Here is a 16133-nt window from a genome sequence, read left to right as displayed (position 1 = left end):
ATGGCGCGAATCATTGAACAAGGAACAGACCAAGAATTGGCTGCGTTAGAAACAGCATTAACAGCATACACAAAGCATCAAAAACCATTTACACAAACAGAGACCTATCAGAACTTTAGCAGTGTAATCAAAAAAGAGGGTGTGGTGATTGCTGGTGGCATTGCCTACGCCTCAATGTATCATATCGGCTATCTTGACACCCTGTGGGTCAAAGCATCCGAGCGGGGAAAAGGGTATGGCAAGCAGATTCTTACGGATCTTGAACAGCAGTTGAAAGCATTTGGCTGTGAAAACTGTCAGACGGCGACCTTTGATTTTCAAGCGCCAGATTTTTATCAGCGAATGGGTTATGACGAAATTGGGAGAATCGCCCATACGCAAAATCAGCTAACAGAAATTTTTCTAGTAAAGAAATTACATGATTGATTCCAAATTGATTCTCAAATAAACCTTTGAACAAGGAAAAAACCAATGAGAGAGAGGCACAACCAATGTTAGATAAATCAATTCCATATGCAGAAATCTGGATGAAGCGAGCGCACAAAAACACACCGATCCAGCCCCTTCAATCCGATAACTATTCGCTACGCAGCTACCAAGCAGGAGACGAAAGGCACTGGGCACGGATCGAAACATCCGTCGGAGAGTTTGACAATGAGGCCGAGGCATTGGCATATTTTGAAAGGGAATTTATGCCCGAGCAAGCACAGCTAGGACAGCGAATGTTTTTTGCCCTTGATCAATCAGGTACACCGGTCGGTACGGCTACCGCTTGGAAAAAAGCCAAGCAAGACGGCACACTGGTTCCACTAGTCCATTGGGTAGCAGTAATGCCGCAAGCCCAGCGTCAAGGGATCGCTCGCGGCTTGGTCACGCAAGTCGTTGCTGTCTTGGAGGCAGCCAACGAACCAATGTACCTTCATACGCAAACCTGGAGCCACGCAGCAATCAAGCTCTATCAGCAGCTTGGATTTGCGATCATTGCAACAGATATCAATGGGGCTGAAAATCCAGAATATCCACTGGCTTGTCAGGTATTGGCAGAAGTGGCCCAAAAAGCCAGAAACGAGTAAGAGATGCTGGCGGAAAAAAATCCGTTAACTTTTCGTAAAACTCTTGCGTAAAAGGCGGCATGTGTCGAATTTAAGTCTGTAAAAATTCTCCTTTTTCAAGTATAATACCAAAGGAGTATGAGGAAGGATGGGCGAGATGGCACAGCTTTTTTTTAAATATGGCGCAATGAATAGTGGGAAAACGATCGAGATACTGAAAGTTGCTCACAACTATGAAGAACAAGACAAACCAGTCGTGATCATGACAAGCGGATTGGACACGAGAAGTGGCGTGGGAAATGTTTCGAGTCGCATCGGCTTAGAACGAGACGCGATCCCGATTTTTGATGAAACGGATCTGTTCCATTTGATCAAAGACCTGGGTTATAAACCTTATTGTATTTTAATCGATGAAGCACAGTTCCTAAAGAAGCATCACGTGCTGGCTTTCACCAAAATCGTGGACGAGTTAGGTATCCCTGTGATGGCCTTTGGTTTGAAAAATGATTTCCGCAATGAATTATTTGAAGGCTCAAAATACTTGCTGCTTTACGCAGATAAAATCGAAGAGATGAAAACCATCTGCTGGTTCTGTCATAAAAAAGCAACCATGAACTTGCACTATATCGACGGAAAACCCGTTTACGAGGGCGATCAAGTACAAATCGGCGGCAATGAAGCGTATTATCCAGTTTGCCGCAAGCATTACTTTCACCCGGGAATGAAAAAAGAAGGAGAATAATCAATGTACGATCAGTTACAAGCAATCGAAGACCGTTACGAAGAATTAGGCGAATTACTAAGTGATCCAGCCGTGATCTCTGACACCAAACGCTTCATGCAGCTTTCAAAAGAAGAAGCCAATACACGGGAAACGGTGGAAGTCTACCGACGTTACAAAGAAGTCGTTGAGGGAATCAAGGATACCGAAGAAATGCTGGGGGAAAACCTTGATGCGGAAATGGCAGAGATGGCCAAAGAAGAACTCTCTGATTTGAAAAAAGAAAAAGATGTTTTAGAAGAACGCATCAAAATTTTGTTATTGCCAAAAGATCCGAATGATGACAAAAACATCATCATGGAGATCCGTGGTGCAGCAGGCGGCGATGAAGCAGCCTTATTTGCTGGCGATCTTTTCAATATGTATCAAAAATATGCGGAAAACCAAGGTTGGAAAGTCGAAGTCATGGATGCCAACGTCACTGGAATCGGCGGCTACAAAGAAGTCATCATGATGATCACTGGCGACAACGTCTTTTCAAAATTGAAATATGAGAGCGGCGCCCACCGAGTGCAGCGGGTACCGTCTACCGAATCGCAAGGCCGAATCCATACGTCTACGGCAACGGTCGTGGTTATGCCTGAAGCTGAAGAAGTCGAAATCGATATCGCAGACAAAGATATTCGAACCGATATTTACCATGCCTCTGGTGCTGGTGGTCAGCACGTCAACAAAACAGCTTCTGCTGTTCGTTTGACGCACTTGCCAACAGGGATCGCTGTTGCGATGCAAGATGAGCGTTCACAGCTGAAAAACCGTGAGAAAGCGATGAAAGTCTTGCGGGCACGGGTCTATGACCAAATGCAGCAAGAAGCACAAAGCGAATACGATGCAAACCGTAAATCAGCAGTGGGTACCGGCGATCGTTCTGAACGGATTCGGACCTATAACTTCCCACAAAACCGCGTAACAGATCACCGTATCGGGTTAACTATTCAAAAATTGGATCAAATTTTAGCTGGAAAACTCGATGAAATTGTTGATGCACTGATCGTTTACGATCAAACATCAAAATTAGATGAGATGCAAAATGGCTAAAACCTATCGAGAAGTCCTTTCACGGGCTTCTTCTTTTTTAGAAACGAAAGGGCTGGACGGGTATGCGATCCAATACCTGTTTTTACAGCGAAAAAACTGGCAGCAACTCGATTGGCTGCTGCAGATGGACCAACCCATCCTAAGGGAAGATGAGGCACAGATCGCAGCAGATCTTGAACAGTTGCTACAGCATGAACCCCCGCAATATTTACTGGGGTATGAAGAATTTTATGGGCATCGCTTAAAAGTGACTCCTGCAACCTTGATCCCGCGTCCAGAAACCGAAGAGCTGGTGGAAAAGTGTTTGGCAAAATTACCAGCAGATCAGCCACTACGAGTCGTAGACATCGGCACAGGTACTGGAGCGATCGCCATTGCCTTGAAATTGGCACGTCCCCAGTGGGCCGTAAGTGCCGTGGATCTTTCAGCAGAGGCATTAGCCGTTGCTAAAGAAAATGCGGCAACCTTAGGCGCAGAGATCCGCTTTTTCCAAGGAAATACCTTAGAGCCTGTGGCAGATCAGCAATGGGATCTGATCGTTTCCAACCCGCCGTATATCAGCGCTGAAGAGTGGCCGCTGATGGATATCAGCGTACGGGAAAAAGAGCCTAAAATGGCGCTTTTTGCTCAAGAACAAGGATTAGCGATCTATAAGCAATTAGCACAGCAAGCACCGAGGTGTTTGGCGCCAAGTGGGCAAATGGCGCTAGAAATCGGCTTTCAGCAAGGACCCGCCGTTCAACAACTGTTTGCAGCCGCTTTTCCCAACAAAGAAGTCACCGTAGTAAAAGATCTTGCGGGTCAAGACCGGATGGTGTTCGTCAGTCATCCACAAGATGTGGATAAATAATTTTTTTTTACACAGGAAAAATTGCAAAAACCTTATGAAATGAACGACTTCTAAATAAACCGAGTTATAAACAGGGTTATCCACACTTGACAAACGACTTATCCACAAAATGTGGAAAAGAAACCAGAAAATGTTGATAAGTGTGGAAACTTCTCAAAAAAGGATGTGGATAAATTGTGGAAACAAAAATTTTTGATCAATCACAGTTAAACGAAGCAGCAGCTATTTTAGCTGAGGGGGGATTAGTGGCGTTCCCGACGGAAACCGTCTATGGACTAGGGGCTAGCGCGCTTTTGCCCAATGCTGTTGCGCAAGTATATCAAGTCAAAGGACGACCTAGTGACAACCCTTTGATCGTTCATATTGCCGAGCCAGAGCAGTTGGAACCGTTTGTGGATAACAAGCATCCCTTCGCAGATAAATTGATGGAAACTTTCTGGCCGGGGCCCTTAACCTTGATCTTTTCTATCAAAAAAGACAGTTTACCTAGCATCGTTACTGGCGGCTTATCCACAGCGGCGTTTCGGATGCCCAACAACACCAAGACGTTAGCGTTGATCAAACAAGCCCAACAGCCATTGGTTGGTCCTAGCGCGAATACATCTGGTAAACCAAGCCCAACATCAGCTGCGCATGTTCAGCATGATCTGGCAGGCAAAATCGCTGGCATCTTGGATGATGGGGTGACGCAGATCGGTGTCGAATCAACAGTCTTAGATTTGAGTGACCCAAAGGCGCCGCCGATCATCTTACGTCCTGGTGCGATCTCTAAAGAACAGCTTGAAGCAGTCTTACAAACGAAAGTCCTCGTCGATCAGCACTTAGTAACAGAAAGTGAAGCACCCAAAGCGCCGGGCATGAAATACAAGCACTATGCACCGAATACTAACGTCATGATGGTCAATGACCAAGATTGGTCGGCAGCCATGGCTTGGGCAAAAGAACAGCAGCTTAAGGTAGGTGTTTTAGCTGGACCGACGATCGCCGAGCAAGTCCGCTTTGAAGCGGCAGCCATTTATTTATTTTTTGATGACAGTGTGGAAGCCGCGACAAAAGGGCTGTTTGCGGGGTTACGGGCGTTAGATGAATCGATTGCTGAGCTAGATATCTTATTTGCACCCACGTTTCCAGAAAGCGGCTTAGGGGCTGCTTATATGAATCGGTTGAAAAAAGCTGCAAATCAAAGTTTCTTTCAAGAAAATTAGCAAAAAACCAGAATTCATTATAGGTAGCTTATGAAGAAATGTGATACAATGCTACCATTAAGGTAAAGGGGTGTTGTAAGCATGGATTATCAAACGTTTGATCCCGAATTGTGGCAAGCGATCGAAAAAGAAACGAATCGTCAACAAAACAATTTGGAATTGATTGCGTCTGAAAATATCGTTTCAGAAGGTGTAATGGCTGCGCAAGGTAGTATTTTGACAAATAAATACGCTGAGGGTTATCCAGGTCGTCGTTACTATGGCGGTTGTGAATTTGTTGATGTGGTAGAAAACTTAGCAATTGAACGGGCGAAAAGTATTTTCGGTGCGGCATATGCCAATGTTCAACCGCATTCTGGTTCTCAAGCCAACACAGCAGCTTATTTAGCGTTGATCGAAACAGGCGATACAGTATTAGGGATGGATCTTTCCGCAGGCGGTCATTTGACCCATGGCTCACCAGTGAATTTCAGCGGCAAGACCTATAATTTTGTTAGTTATGGTGTTGATCCTGCAACAGAAGTCATTGACTACAATGTCGTTCGTATTTTGGCGCGCAAGCATCAACCGAAACTGATCGTTGCTGGTGCCAGTGCTTACTCACGTACAATCGATTTTGCGAAGTTCCGTGAAATCGCTGATGAAGTTGGCGCAAAATTGATGGTGGATATGGCGCATATCGCTGGTTTAGTAGCGGCTGGTCTTCATCCAAACCCAGTTCCTTATGCGGACATCACGACTTCTACGACCCATAAAACATTACGCGGCCCTCGAGGCGGTTTGATTTTAACAAATGATGAAGACTTAGCGAAAAAAATCAATAGTGCCGTTTTCCCTGGCATCCAAGGCGGACCATTAGAGCACGTGATCGCAGCGAAAGCTGTCGCTTTTAAAGAAGCACAAGATGAGTCGTTCAAAGAGTACTCTGAACAAGTCATCCGCAATGCGCAAGCAATGGCGAAAGTCTTCAACCAAGCACCACAAGCCCGCTTGGTCTCTGGTGCAACAGACAATCACCTATTATTGATCGATGTGCGTGGCTTTGATTTGAACGGAAAAGAAGCAGAAGCCTTGCTGGATCAAGTCAATATTACCGTCAATAAAAACTCGATTCCTTTCGAATCATTAAGTCCTTTCAAAACGAGTGGGATTCGCGTGGGGACACCAGCGATCACTAGTCGTGGCTTTAAAGAAGAAGATTGTGTCGAAGTAGCGAAATTGATCGTCAAAGTTTTAGAAAAACCAAATGATGAAGCCGTCTTGGCAGAAGTAGCGGCGCAAGTCAAAGAATTGACGGACAACTATCCACTTTACAAAAACAAATAAAATGGGACTGTGACAGAAGTTAAGGTCAGACAAGACGTCTCACGCGTTTTTCCTGCGCTCCAGCTCTTTTTGATCACCAAAAGTGAAAAAGGGGCTAGAATGAACGTAGAGGCGTGTTACATGCCGTCTTGTCTCCTTCCTTCTAACACAATCCTTTTTTTGAGGAAAAGCAGCATTGCCTGGGGCAGATGGTTGTAACAAGAGCCGATTTGCTTTAAAATAAGAGAAAAACCAAAGGAGATTTTTTTAAATGGGTAAATTTCAAGTAATCGATCACCCGCTGATCCAACACAAATTAACAATGATCCGCGACAAGAACTGTGGAACAAAGGTTTTCCGTGAAGTTGTTAATGAAATCGCAATGTTGATGGCGTATGAAGTGTCTCGCGACATGCCGCTTGAAGATCTAGTGATTGAAACACCAATTGAAGAATCAACACAAAAAACACTATCTGGTAAAAAGGTAGCGATCATTCCGATCCTGCGCGCAGGTCTAGGCATGGTTGATGGTATCCTTGAATTGATCCCAGCCGCAAAAGTTGGTCATATCGGGATGTACCGTGATGAAGAAACGCTAGAACCACACGAATACTTCGTAAAATTACCTGAAGATATCGATGAACGTCAATTATTTATCGTTGACCCAATGTTAGCTACGGGTGGGTCAGCGATCATGGCGATCGATGCACTGAAAAAACGTGGTGCTTCAAACATGAAATTCGTCTGCTTAGTTGCTGCACCAGAAGGCGTGAAAGCATTGCAAGATGCCCATCCAGATGTTGACATCTACACTGCAAATCTTGATGAACGCCTAAATGAACACGGCTATATCGTTCCTGGTTTGGGCGATGCCGGTGACCGTCTATTCGGTACAAAATAAATCAATACAAATACGACAACGGCAACTGCTTCAAGTTTTGCCTCGTCAATGACGCCATGGAAGAAGATCGACAGCCAAAACGGTTCGATCGGTTATCCATGGCTTTTTTTGCGTTTTTCAAAAAAACAGACAATGAAAAAAGGAGAAAATCAACTGATTTTCTCCTTGCATTAAACGGGTTATAGTTTGGTTAATTGTTTGTAATTGATGATCAATACACCATTACTTTGCGAAACTAATTTCTGGTTTTCTGGGGTTTCGTTCAGCTCGACCACCGCAGAGTTTTTCAACTGCTTTGTGATGGTACCAGTTTGTTTCTTCCCATGGAACGTGAACATGACAGGAGTAGCGACCTCAAACGTTGAACCTTCTTGTGACGGGACAATTGTTGTTTCGAATTTACCAAATGTTGCCATGTAAAAACCTCCTTGATACTTCTATTATATCACAATTTTCGGAAAATTTCAGTAAGTAGATTTTTTTCAGCAGACCTCTTTACAAAACAACCGTTTTTGCATATAATTTTCTTTGTGCCATACAACGCCAGCTTAGCTCAGTTGGTAGAGCAACGCACTCGTAACGCGTAGGTCACAGGTTCGAATCCTGCAGCTGGCATTTAAATTAGCCCTAGAATCTTGTTTTATTAAGGTTTTAGGGCTTTTTTTGTGCCAACGATGTGCCAAACGCTATTTATCTTTATACAAATCATCAAATACTAGCTTTATTTTTTCGTCTTCTCGCTCTTCCAACTCTTTGATAGCATGGCTGTAAGTTTCCATGGTAACAGCCAAATTTTTATGACCGAGGTGCTTCGATACTGCCATTATATTTATACTTTTGTAAATCAATACTGAGGCATGAGTGTGTCTTAATCCGTGGATAGTCAATGGCGTGTCTATATCTAATTGGCGTAGTAATTCTTTCAATTTCTTGTTTACTGCATTATTTGAAATGAGGCCTTCTTTAACATTGTAGAAAACAAAGTCAAACTTTGGTTTGACACCTAAACTAGTAAAGAGCTGTTTCTGGGCACTCTTAAAGACTTTCATGATGCGGACAGTCTTTTGATCTATTGGGACCTTACGATTTGATTGTTCGTTCTTAGTCGAGGAAAATGCTTTTGTATCCATATAATCCCATGTACGATCGACTGTGATAATTCCATGATCAAGATCAACACGATCCCATGTTAAGCCCAATAACTCGGCAAAGCGTAGTCCAGTTGCACCAGCAACGACCAACATAAATCTCGAAGCAAATCTTGGATCCAGTTTCTGTGAAGCTAGGTTTATAAGTTGCTCAAACTCTTGGTAATTCAAAAACTTGTCTTTTTCTCGTACTGATGGGGCATGTCCTTTGATTACTGCTCTTTGTGTAAAATCATAGGGGATGACACCTTCGTCTACTGCATTTCTAAGGCTTGCCCTGATTTGAATATTAAATCTCTCTACTGAAGCATCTGCGTGTTTTAGAGCAAAACTATTTAATTTTGCTTGATACGATGTTCTTGTTAGATTTTTTAAAGTGTCGTTTGGAAAATACTTTTTGATATTCATCAAGGTATTTTCGTATTTTCTGAAAGTGACATTTGAAACCTTTCCTTTTTTGTATACGTTCATCCATTGCTCGAAATGATCGCATAAAAAGATATCTTTTGTAGTAACGCGTAGCCCCTTGGTTAGTTTTGATTCAATATCTGCAGCGGCTGCAATAGCATCTATCTTTTTGGGAAAGCCACTTTTTCTAAGTTTTTTGTATTTTCCATCGTCGTCTTTGTAAGAAATCTCATATTGCCATGAGTTACCTCGCTTTATATATCTAGCCATGATTGAATCGACTCACTTTCTTTGATACAATAGGCATAGCAAATAGACCTATTGTTTATTTCAGTACACGCTCTCGCTTTGGTCGGTGGGGCGTGTCTTTTTAATTTTGCTTTAAAGATGGTGTTTTTCTATGCCAGTCTTTCGGGAAACCTAAGCTATTTAAAATAGTATTAACCTTGATAGTATTTAATCTATTGTCTAGTGTGATTATCCGTTTCCTTATAGTATTGTGTAATTGAGCATATTGGGTTTTGCTGAGAAAACACTGCAAGCTAATAAAAACATTGTAAACATCGTTTCTTTTTGAGTTCCTACTAATTCCATAAATAGAATGTAGATCAGGATAAAATTTAACATCAGCTTTGCACTTAGAATCTAGTAATTTGTTATTGTGAGCACAAATATTACGAACTTGTCTTATGTTTTCTGTAAAAGAAATCATTGTTTCAGGAGTAAATGGAGTAGTCATAGAAATGTTGTCTGATACGAAACTACAGCTATTCTTTGCTATATTGTTTTGTACTGAGACTGGTAAATTTTTTATTAATGCATTCATTTCACCAAAATCAAGATAGTCTATAAGAACCCATATAGGGACATCGTTATGTTTTTTTACATGATGTTTTATAGAATTATTATTTTTACTATTCTTATTATTGTTTATAATTCTAGTTAGTCTCGAGATTAACCATCCAAGTTCTAATGTTTTTGAGTTATCATAACAATTAATATCAAGATACGCATATGGTTTATTGTTATAAACTTCGGAAAATCTATAAGCCAAGATACTTTTAATATGGTTTTCCGCCTCAGTGATAGCACGGAAAAGAGTATATTTAATCTCTTTGTCAAAATAGTAAAGATGGGTTATTTCGTCAAAAGTAGCACCCGTTATATAAGTATTTTGACCATTCATGAAGTATTTACTATATCCATTAATTATGTTGTAGTAATTATTTGTAAGTAGGTATTGTTTGGCTTGTTTGTAATCAGGTACAATAAGTCCGCGGCTATTAAGAATTGCTATTTGTCCATGTAAGTATTCAAAATTTTTCAACAAAAAAACCTCCATCCTAATAGAATGAAGGTTTTCGCGTTGGTCCCCGTGGAGATTCCAACACTGATCTCTTAAGTTCATTCTATAGGTTTCTATATCACAAATCAACTAATATACAAAAATATGTGTAAAAATTTTTTCTGTTTATTTCAGTTCACACTCTCACTCTGATCGGTAGGATGTTTTTTTATTTTATTAACCTTTTTCGTTGCATTTGTAGTTCATCAAGAATAGATAGTGATTCCACTTGCTGTTCAATCAAGACTCTCCGTGGCTTGCTGCCTTCAGAAGGACCGACAACCCCTTGAACTTCAAGTTCATCAACTAACTGTGCAGCCCGGTTATAGCTGATTCGAAATCTACGCTGTAAGAGTGAAACGCTGGCGGTTTGCATTTCTATAACAAGACATTTGGCATCTTCAAAAAGGTCATCTTGTGGTTTACCATAGTTGCTTATATCTTGCGAATGGGTTGCAAAATTATTTGACATACCCAAATCTTTGGATGTTACTTGAATTCCTGATAGAGTGGCTAATATTGTACCTATTCTTTTATCAACTAAATTTTCTGAAATGATTTGTTCGATGTTCAATCTATTCCAGAGTGTAACATTCGCTTTATGAGCTAATTCATTTGCACTAATTGTGAAAGAACTGTTTGTTATGACTATGGCTTTATCTAAGTTGAAGAATTCTTTACCTGAAATAACTTCCTGAACAGCCTTATTTCCCACTGAAGACGAATAGTTCTTGCATTGAATACCAAAGTTCTCTCCATCTTTCTTTGCGAAAATATCTATGCCTTGATCACCACTACCCTTTGAAACTGTAACTTCCTCAAATCCGACTAAAGGAAGAATTTTAGCAATTTCATTTTCAAATTCGAGGCCGGTAGATTGATCTAGAATCTCCATCTCATTTTTTATCAGTATTTTCTTAAGCTGCTTTTCTTCTTCAATTATAGCTTTAATTTTTTTTAGCGAATTATCAATGGCAACTGAAATTTCAGATAACGATTCTTTTGCCTCACGCTCAAGAGTCGATATTTCTTCTTCCAAAGAATCTTGATACTTCACAAGTTCATTTATATATTTTTTGTGCTCAAAAATCTCGTTTTCTTTAATTATGTCACTATCAATTGAGGTGCTGTTTAGTTGTCTCTTTTTAAATGGCCACATTCAAATACCTCCAATCATGTTTATTTTAAGATATTTTTATTCGCTGATTTGTACAGTGTCCTGTCGATTAAAGAATATTTTTTTTAATTGTGTTCCATCTGAATATCTATAATTGCTTACTAGATTAAAAGCATACTGCGGGGAGCAATTCTTAACGTAGACTAAGTGTTCTACTAATCTGTTTTGCAGAGCGGCTTTACTCATATAGAAATAATTACAGACTGAATGATAACATTTGAATTTATTAATGGCATAAGCCAAGGCTTCATCGTTAGCCATTAAAATACTAGCTGTAACATTAGCCCGATATTCACGTGGTAGATCTTCAGGTAGATATCCCTCATCTGTAACCATATCCGATAGTGACATGCCATCTTCTAATGTTATTAAATCAAAGAAGTAATGAGCCACCTCATGCATAGTTGTGAACCATTTTCTTTCATACATAGTGTTCTTATTTATAGTGATAAGAACTTCCCCATATATCTTAGCTATTGATCCAATTATTAATTCTGTTAGATGTTCCTCAAATTCAATTTCTAAAAAATCAACATCTTCTATGTTTTGCATGTACTTCTTCACGTGCATACACTTTACTCTATAGATTGGCAAGTCAGTATAGAAACTAACTTCATTTGCTAAATTATTTGCAAATTCTGATGCCTCAAAGTAAATATCTTCATCAACATAATACACTGCCCATCACCTACTTTTTATTTCTACGTGCTTTCTTCTCCAAAGCTTTTTGAATTAAAAATTCAGAATAGTTTTTTAGCTCTTCTTCGATCTCTTCTACTGTATCTGGATCCATGTTTGCTGTGTTTATTCGAAATAGGGCCGCGACTTCATCTTTTTTGTCTTTATCCAAAGACGGATTGTCTGTTCTACCTAAAAGATAATCTGTAGATACACAAAAATAGTCAGCTAGTTCTTGTAGTTTTTTTGCACTTGGATTTGTTGTTCTTAATCTGTACAAAGTGTTTTTTGAATATCCCATATTTTCTTCGATATCGTTTATAGACTTACCTTGTTTTTTTGCTAATAATTTTAATCTTTCAAATAGTGTCATATCAGCATTCTCCTTAATGCTGCATAAACTAATTAAAATATATGCTTAAAAATACTTTACAAAATTATGCATATGTTTTAATATAGTTCATGTAAGCAAATTCGTTAGCAAAATAAAAGCAACTAAAAAGACCTAATCACCGTTCCCCAACGTAAAAATAGGTTCATTGCGCTTATTTAGCTATGTTTAGATTTTAAAACATTTGCGTAAAAAAGTCAACGTGAATTAAAATTGCTAACGAATTTGCTAACAATTTAATCGGCAAGGAGGTATGAGAAATGCCTGATACAACAGATTTGCGTAAAAAGATTTTGGATTTCAAAGAGAGAGAAAAACTTTCATATCAAACTATGGCTAATCTGATTCAAGAGAATAAATCAGAAGTATATCAAGCTGTGGTTGGAGCACGTACCAATCCAAAATCAAATATCATTATTTCTAAGCTGCTACAAGCATATGGACTTTGATAGGAGGCGAGTAAAATGCAGCAATTAGAAGCAGAATTGTCAATAAAAATTCCTATACCAGAAGAAATGATACTGATAAACAAGACTCGTTTGAAAGAGTTGGAAGCCAACGAGTTCGCTGGAAAAATTTTTACTATGAAAGATTTTGCTGAACGAAGTAACCGATCGAGTAAATGGTTAAAGGATAATATTTTGAACAATCCTCAATTGGTAAAGAAATTGAATATCGAAAATGGAGGTTTCGTTTACTATCCGCATTCTCAAAGTGATCGTTGGTTGTTCAACGCTAAAGGGCTCATCAAATTTATCGATGAAGAACTTGGGAAGTATTTAGGTGGGAAGAAATGACTTATAGATTCGATCAAGAACTGCAGTATCACAATAGGCCTAATCGCCAAATAAATATACAGGAGGAGTATATGCGAAAAATCTATTGGCTTAGACGTACAGCGTTTTTACTTACTGTCTTCGCAATGGGAACATTGGTTGCAGGAGAAGTTCCTACGTGGTTAAAAATCTTATATCCATCAGCCGTGATGATTTGGCTGATTGCATATGATGAAGCGATCTTTGAGCACCGTTCTCGGAGGTGGAAAGAAAATGACTAAATTAGAAATTTTAGACTTATTTTACCGGACAATTGATTGGAAGGAATGTTATTACGAAGCGGAAGCATTGATGGAGCCAAGGACAAACTAAAGGAAGGTGGAAAAAATGTCATATGTTAAATGGACCGAGGAGGAAGATAAAACTATTATCGAAATGGTTCAAGTTGATGATCGAGGATTTGTAGTAAATGCTTTAGAAGTATCTGAGAAAATAGGTCGTTCGAAAAAGGGAACTCAAACTAGAATTAAGGAACTTCGTGCTCAAGGAAAGTTGGCACGTCCTTATTATGATGACATTCTTTTTCCTGTGAGGAAGTCATATTCGAAGCAAGAAGATAAATTTATCAAAAATGCATACCTAAGTGGCGCCACTTACCAAGAAATTGCAGAGGCTCTAGGCCGCAGTTTTAGAGCAATTCAATTAAGGATATCAAGATTGCGAAAAAAAGAAGAATTTTCCTATCACCGTGAACCTTGGTCAAAAAAAGAAAAAGAAGAATTATTAGAGAACGTCAGATTTGATAGGTTTGGCTATGTAGCCAACGTAGATGAGTTGGCCAGAATTATTGGGCGGCCAAAGCGAGAAGTCGGAAGAAAAATCTCTGTAATGCGCAAGTCGGGTGATATTGGTGTAATGCCTGATCGAACAACCTGCAGTTTAAATGCAAGAAAGGCATTGCGAGAAGCAAACGACTATCACTATAGCCTAGCCATTCTATATAAAGGTGCAAAAAAAGAGCCAACACCAGTTACCGCTAGTGAAGGCAAAAGTATAACTAATTAAATTCATTCAAGGAGATTATAACATCATGAACGGAAAAATTCAAAAAATGATCACAGAACTAGCATTGGAATGTCGTAAGGAAGACGTCACTTTATCTTTAGCAGCAATTGATGAAACAGGTAATGGAGCTCTTACGCAAGTTGGGATTAATCCTCGGTTAGAACTGGCCATAGCCAACCAATTGGAACAGTTGGAAAAGAATATGAAAAGTTGTGGCTGCCTTGAGTGCAAGTCACGACTAAAGGAACTGTATGAAGAGGAACCAGATGAGCATGATCTAGAAAATAATGTGAACGAGTTTACGGAAAAGCTCGCTGCATTCTTGCGAGGTGATCTGACATGAAAAAAATTATCTTGAACCGATTATCATTGAAACACTTTAAAGGAATTGAAACATTTGAATTTGAGCCATTAGGCAATAACGCCACAGTAAGTGGCCAGAACGGATCAGGAAAGACGACATTGGCCGATGCTCTGCTATGGCTGCTATTTGGGAAAGATACACGAGGCGCAAAATTAAATCCTAAGCCGTTAGATCAGAACAACAACGAGTTGTTAGGATTGGGGCCAACTGTTGAAGCAGAGTTGATCATCAATGAGACCATGGTTACGCTAAAACGTGTCCAAGAAGAAAAATGGAACACACCGCGAGGACAACTCGAAAAAGTCCGTGGTAACGATACAACGAAGTACACAATTGATGGCGTGCCTAAGATGGAAAAGGAATGGAAGGCATACCTCGAAACTATTGGAGCAGAGAACATCCTGCAGATGCTATTTGATTCCACCTACTTTATGAAAATGAACTGGAAAAACCGCCGAGAAATCTTGGTCAACATGACTGGATTGACGGACGAAGAGATCATTGCCAAAGATCCAGAGTTGAAGGGTATCGAAAAAATCATCAAGGAGTATTCAATTGATGATTACCGCAAAGTGCTTGCTTCACGAAAAAAAGAGATCAAGCGGCAAATCGACGGCTTGCCAGCACGAATTCAAGAAGTTACTGAAATGTTTGCAAAGGCAAAAGCCGATATCGGTGATCAATCTGCAGACGAGATCCAAGAACAAGTATTTGAATACGAGGCAGATGTATCGGAACTGCAAAGCAAATTGAATGCTATTGCTGCAGGTAATGCGGCGCTTGATCACCAAGAAGAGCTATCAAACTTAAAAATCAAGCTAGCAGAAGCGCAATCCGCTTATTTATCCAGTACCAACATGGAGACGCGATCCCTGCAAGATGATCTGAACAAGCAACAGCGGATAGTCAACGAAATTCGATCTCTGGTAGCTGAGGCCGAACATAAAAAGAGCCTTTTATCCACCCATATTGATGAAATGGCCGCCTTTATCGAGGATCACTTAAAAGAATATTACGCACTAAAAAATCAAACATTTGATGAGCATCAAAAAGTCTGCCCAACCTGTGCGCAAGGATTGCCTGCTGATCAAGTTAAATCTATGGTTGCTACATTTGAACAAAAGAAATCTCAAAATTTGGAAGAAAATGTTGCACAGGGCAAGGCGGCTAGGGATCGTAGAAACGCTGCAGAGACGGAACTCGCTGAAATCGTAAGCGAGTATAATCGGTTGTCACAAAAGCTAGTAGAAGCGGAGGAGACGCTCAATAAAATCAATGCAGAGCTAGTGTTCATCGAAAGCTCGACACAGAAATTCGAAGATACGGATCCTTATAAAAAAATCCAAAATCAGATTAAGATTGTTCAGCAAAAGATTCTGAATGCAACTACTGATACTGCAGTTGAAGAACAGGAACTAAAAGAACAGATTCGCCAAAAGCGTCAACTTATCGCAGAAGCACAAGCGAAGTTTCAGCGATTGGCCAGTTTGTCAGACTATGAAAATCGTATCGATGAACTGAAAAAAGAAGATGCTAGTTTGAAAGCTCAGAATCAAGATGCAGAACGTGAACTATTTCTTCTTGATGAGTTTACACGCAAAAAAGTCAGCTATCTAGAAGAGTCCATCAACAGCAAGTTTGAACTCGTC

General features: G+C 40.0%; 19 protein-coding genes, 1 tRNA gene and 2 pseudogenes. 15 read left to right on the top strand and 7 right to left on the bottom strand.

Annotation, left to right across the window (positions count from 1 at the left end; genetic code table 11):
• From IAE45_RS13690 to upp, 8 genes are all read left to right on the top strand, one after another.
• Nucleotides 1-426 (top strand): GNAT family N-acetyltransferase, encoded by a 426-nt coding sequence (locus IAE45_RS13690; protein WP_081117796.1) that lies wholly within the window; start codon nt 1-3, stop codon nt 424-426.
• Nucleotides 427-491: 65 nt separating this feature from the next.
• On the top strand, nt 492-1073 hold the full coding sequence (locus IAE45_RS13685) for a GNAT family N-acetyltransferase (protein WP_140966103.1): 582 nt from the start codon (nt 492-494) through the stop codon (nt 1071-1073).
• A 136-nt stretch (nt 1074-1209) separates the two neighbouring features.
• On the top strand, nt 1210-1794 hold the full coding sequence (locus IAE45_RS13680; protein WP_005227882.1) for a thymidine kinase: 585 nt from the start codon (nt 1210-1212) through the stop codon (nt 1792-1794).
• Nucleotides 1795-1797: 3 nt separating this feature from the next.
• Complete coding sequence (prfA, locus tag IAE45_RS13675; protein WP_005227884.1) at nt 1798-2871, top strand: peptide chain release factor 1; 1074 nt, start codon at nt 1798-1800, stop codon at nt 2869-2871.
• Entirely contained in the window at nt 2864-3721 is an 858-nt protein-coding gene (gene prmC / locus IAE45_RS13670; protein WP_200126745.1) for a peptide chain release factor N(5)-glutamine methyltransferase, read from the top strand. The genes prfA and prmC overlap by 8 nt, the downstream gene beginning before the upstream one ends.
• A 176-nt stretch (nt 3722-3897) precedes the next feature.
• Nucleotides 3898-4926 carry an L-threonylcarbamoyladenylate synthase gene (locus IAE45_RS13665; protein WP_081117793.1) on the top strand — a complete coding sequence of 343 codons (1029 nt, stop codon included), beginning with the start codon at nt 3898-3900 and terminating at the stop codon, nt 4924-4926.
• An 81-nt stretch (nt 4927-5007) separates the two neighbouring features.
• Nucleotides 5008-6252: a serine hydroxymethyltransferase gene (gene glyA / locus IAE45_RS13660; RefSeq protein WP_142437369.1), complete on the top strand. Its 1245-nt coding sequence runs from the start codon at nt 5008-5010 to the stop codon at nt 6250-6252.
• 250 nt (nt 6253-6502) lie between these two features.
• Nucleotides 6503-7132, top strand: coding sequence for a uracil phosphoribosyltransferase (upp, locus tag IAE45_RS13655; protein ID WP_005227894.1), 630 nt, complete (start codon nt 6503-6505; stop codon nt 7130-7132).
• Nucleotides 7133-7311: 179 nt separating this feature from the next.
• Here upp and IAE45_RS13650 read toward each other — a convergent pair whose 3' ends face one another.
• Nucleotides 7312-7548, bottom strand: a complete 237-nt coding sequence (locus IAE45_RS13650) for a hypothetical protein (RefSeq protein WP_005227896.1) — start codon at nt 7546-7548, stop codon at nt 7312-7314.
• A gap of 126 nt (nt 7549-7674) precedes the next feature.
• Between IAE45_RS13650 and IAE45_RS13645 the strand changes: the two genes are divergently transcribed.
• A tRNA-Thr gene (locus tag IAE45_RS13645) sits at nt 7675-7747 on the top strand.
• A 71-nt stretch (nt 7748-7818) separates the two neighbouring features.
• On the opposite strand, the gene IAE45_RS13640 is transcribed toward IAE45_RS13645, so the two are convergent.
• The 6 genes and pseudogenes from IAE45_RS13640 to IAE45_RS13620 form a co-directional block, all read right to left on the bottom strand.
• Complete coding sequence (locus tag IAE45_RS13640) at nt 7819-8958, bottom strand: tyrosine-type recombinase/integrase (protein WP_200126743.1); 1140 nt, start codon at nt 8956-8958, stop codon at nt 7819-7821.
• A gap of 100 nt (nt 8959-9058) precedes the next feature.
• On the bottom strand, nt 9059-10015 hold the full coding sequence (locus tag IAE45_RS13635; RefSeq protein WP_200126741.1) for an Abi family protein: 957 nt from the start codon (nt 10013-10015) through the stop codon (nt 9059-9061).
• 187 nt (nt 10016-10202) lie between these two features.
• Nucleotides 10203-10457 (bottom strand): annotated as a pseudogene (locus IAE45_RS18990) (DNA translocase FtsK); the annotation flags it as partial.
• 147 nt (nt 10458-10604) lie between these two features.
• Nucleotides 10605-10928: pseudogene (locus tag IAE45_RS18985) on the bottom strand (restriction endonuclease); the annotation flags it as partial.
• Between the two features lie 300 nt (nt 10929-11228).
• Complete coding sequence (locus IAE45_RS13625) at nt 11229-11888, bottom strand: ImmA/IrrE family metallo-endopeptidase (RefSeq protein ID WP_325123425.1); 660 nt, start codon at nt 11886-11888, stop codon at nt 11229-11231.
• Nucleotides 11889-11898: 10 nt separating this feature from the next.
• Nucleotides 11899-12261, bottom strand: coding sequence for a helix-turn-helix domain-containing protein (locus IAE45_RS13620; protein WP_200126737.1), 363 nt, complete (start codon nt 12259-12261; stop codon nt 11899-11901).
• A 278-nt stretch (nt 12262-12539) separates the two neighbouring features.
• Between IAE45_RS13620 and IAE45_RS13615 the strand changes: the two genes are divergently transcribed.
• From IAE45_RS13615 to IAE45_RS13590, 6 genes are all read left to right on the top strand, one after another.
• Nucleotides 12540-12728, top strand: coding sequence for a hypothetical protein (locus tag IAE45_RS13615; protein ID WP_200126735.1), 189 nt, complete (start codon nt 12540-12542; stop codon nt 12726-12728).
• A 15-nt stretch (nt 12729-12743) separates the two neighbouring features.
• Complete coding sequence (locus IAE45_RS13610) at nt 12744-13076, top strand: DUF771 domain-containing protein (RefSeq protein ID WP_200126733.1); 333 nt, start codon at nt 12744-12746, stop codon at nt 13074-13076.
• 71 nt (nt 13077-13147) lie between these two features.
• The gene (locus IAE45_RS13605; protein WP_200126731.1) at nt 13148-13336 is read left to right on the top strand and encodes a hypothetical protein; all 189 of its coding nucleotides are present in this window, start codon (nt 13148-13150) and stop codon (nt 13334-13336) included.
• A gap of 106 nt (nt 13337-13442) precedes the next feature.
• Nucleotides 13443-14120, top strand: coding sequence for a sigma-70 region 4 domain-containing protein (locus tag IAE45_RS13600; RefSeq protein WP_200143135.1), 678 nt, complete (start codon nt 13443-13445; stop codon nt 14118-14120).
• 25 nt (nt 14121-14145) lie between these two features.
• On the top strand, nt 14146-14463 hold the full coding sequence (locus IAE45_RS13595) for a hypothetical protein (RefSeq protein WP_200126728.1): 318 nt from the start codon (nt 14146-14148) through the stop codon (nt 14461-14463).
• The coding region (locus IAE45_RS13590; RefSeq protein WP_200126726.1) for an ATP-binding protein at nt 14460-16133 on the top strand (1674 nt) is incomplete at its 3' end. The genes IAE45_RS13595 and IAE45_RS13590, both read left to right, overlap by 4 nt.

The organism is Enterococcus sp. S53 (genome assembly GCF_016516865.1).
Taxonomy (GTDB): Bacteria; Bacillota; Bacilli; order Lactobacillales; family Enterococcaceae; genus Enterococcus_D; species Enterococcus_D innesii.
The sequence above is the reverse complement of the archived record's forward strand: the minus strand, read 5'-3'. Positions and strand labels throughout refer to the sequence as shown.

Bases quoted from the DNA above. Each gene is read 5' to 3' on its own strand.
- IAE45_RS13640 (WP_200126743.1), bottom strand. From the start codon at position 8,958: ATGGCTAGATATATAAAGCGAGGTAACTCATGGCAATATGAGATTTCT.
- prfA (WP_005227884.1), top strand. From the start codon at position 1,798: ATGTACGATCAGTTACAAGCAATCGAAGACCGTTACGAAGAATTAGGC.
- IAE45_RS13680 (WP_005227882.1), top strand. From the start codon at position 1,210: ATGGCACAGCTTTTTTTTAAATATGGCGCAATGAATAGTGGGAAAACG.
- IAE45_RS13685 (WP_140966103.1), top strand. From the start codon at position 492: ATGTTAGATAAATCAATTCCATATGCAGAAATCTGGATGAAGCGAGCG.
- IAE45_RS13650 (WP_005227896.1), bottom strand. From the start codon at position 7,548: ATGGCAACATTTGGTAAATTCGAAACAACAATTGTCCCGTCACAAGAA.
- IAE45_RS13690 (WP_081117796.1), top strand. From the start codon at position 1: ATGGCGCGAATCATTGAACAAGGAACAGACCAAGAATTGGCTGCGTTA.
- IAE45_RS13620 (WP_200126737.1), bottom strand. From the start codon at position 12,261: ATGACACTATTTGAAAGATTAAAATTATTAGCAAAAAAACAAGGTAAG.
- prmC (WP_200126745.1), top strand. From the start codon at position 2,864: ATGGCTAAAACCTATCGAGAAGTCCTTTCACGGGCTTCTTCTTTTTTA.
- IAE45_RS13615 (WP_200126735.1), top strand. From the start codon at position 12,540: ATGCCTGATACAACAGATTTGCGTAAAAAGATTTTGGATTTCAAAGAG.
- upp (WP_005227894.1), top strand. From the start codon at position 6,503: ATGGGTAAATTTCAAGTAATCGATCACCCGCTGATCCAACACAAATTA.
- IAE45_RS13610 (WP_200126733.1), top strand. From the start codon at position 12,744: ATGCAGCAATTAGAAGCAGAATTGTCAATAAAAATTCCTATACCAGAA.
- IAE45_RS13605 (WP_200126731.1), top strand. From the start codon at position 13,148: ATGCGAAAAATCTATTGGCTTAGACGTACAGCGTTTTTACTTACTGTC.
- IAE45_RS13595 (WP_200126728.1), top strand. From the start codon at position 14,146: ATGAACGGAAAAATTCAAAAAATGATCACAGAACTAGCATTGGAATGT.
- glyA (WP_142437369.1), top strand. From the start codon at position 5,008: ATGGATTATCAAACGTTTGATCCCGAATTGTGGCAAGCGATCGAAAAA.
- IAE45_RS13600 (WP_200143135.1), top strand. From the start codon at position 13,443: ATGTCATATGTTAAATGGACCGAGGAGGAAGATAAAACTATTATCGAA.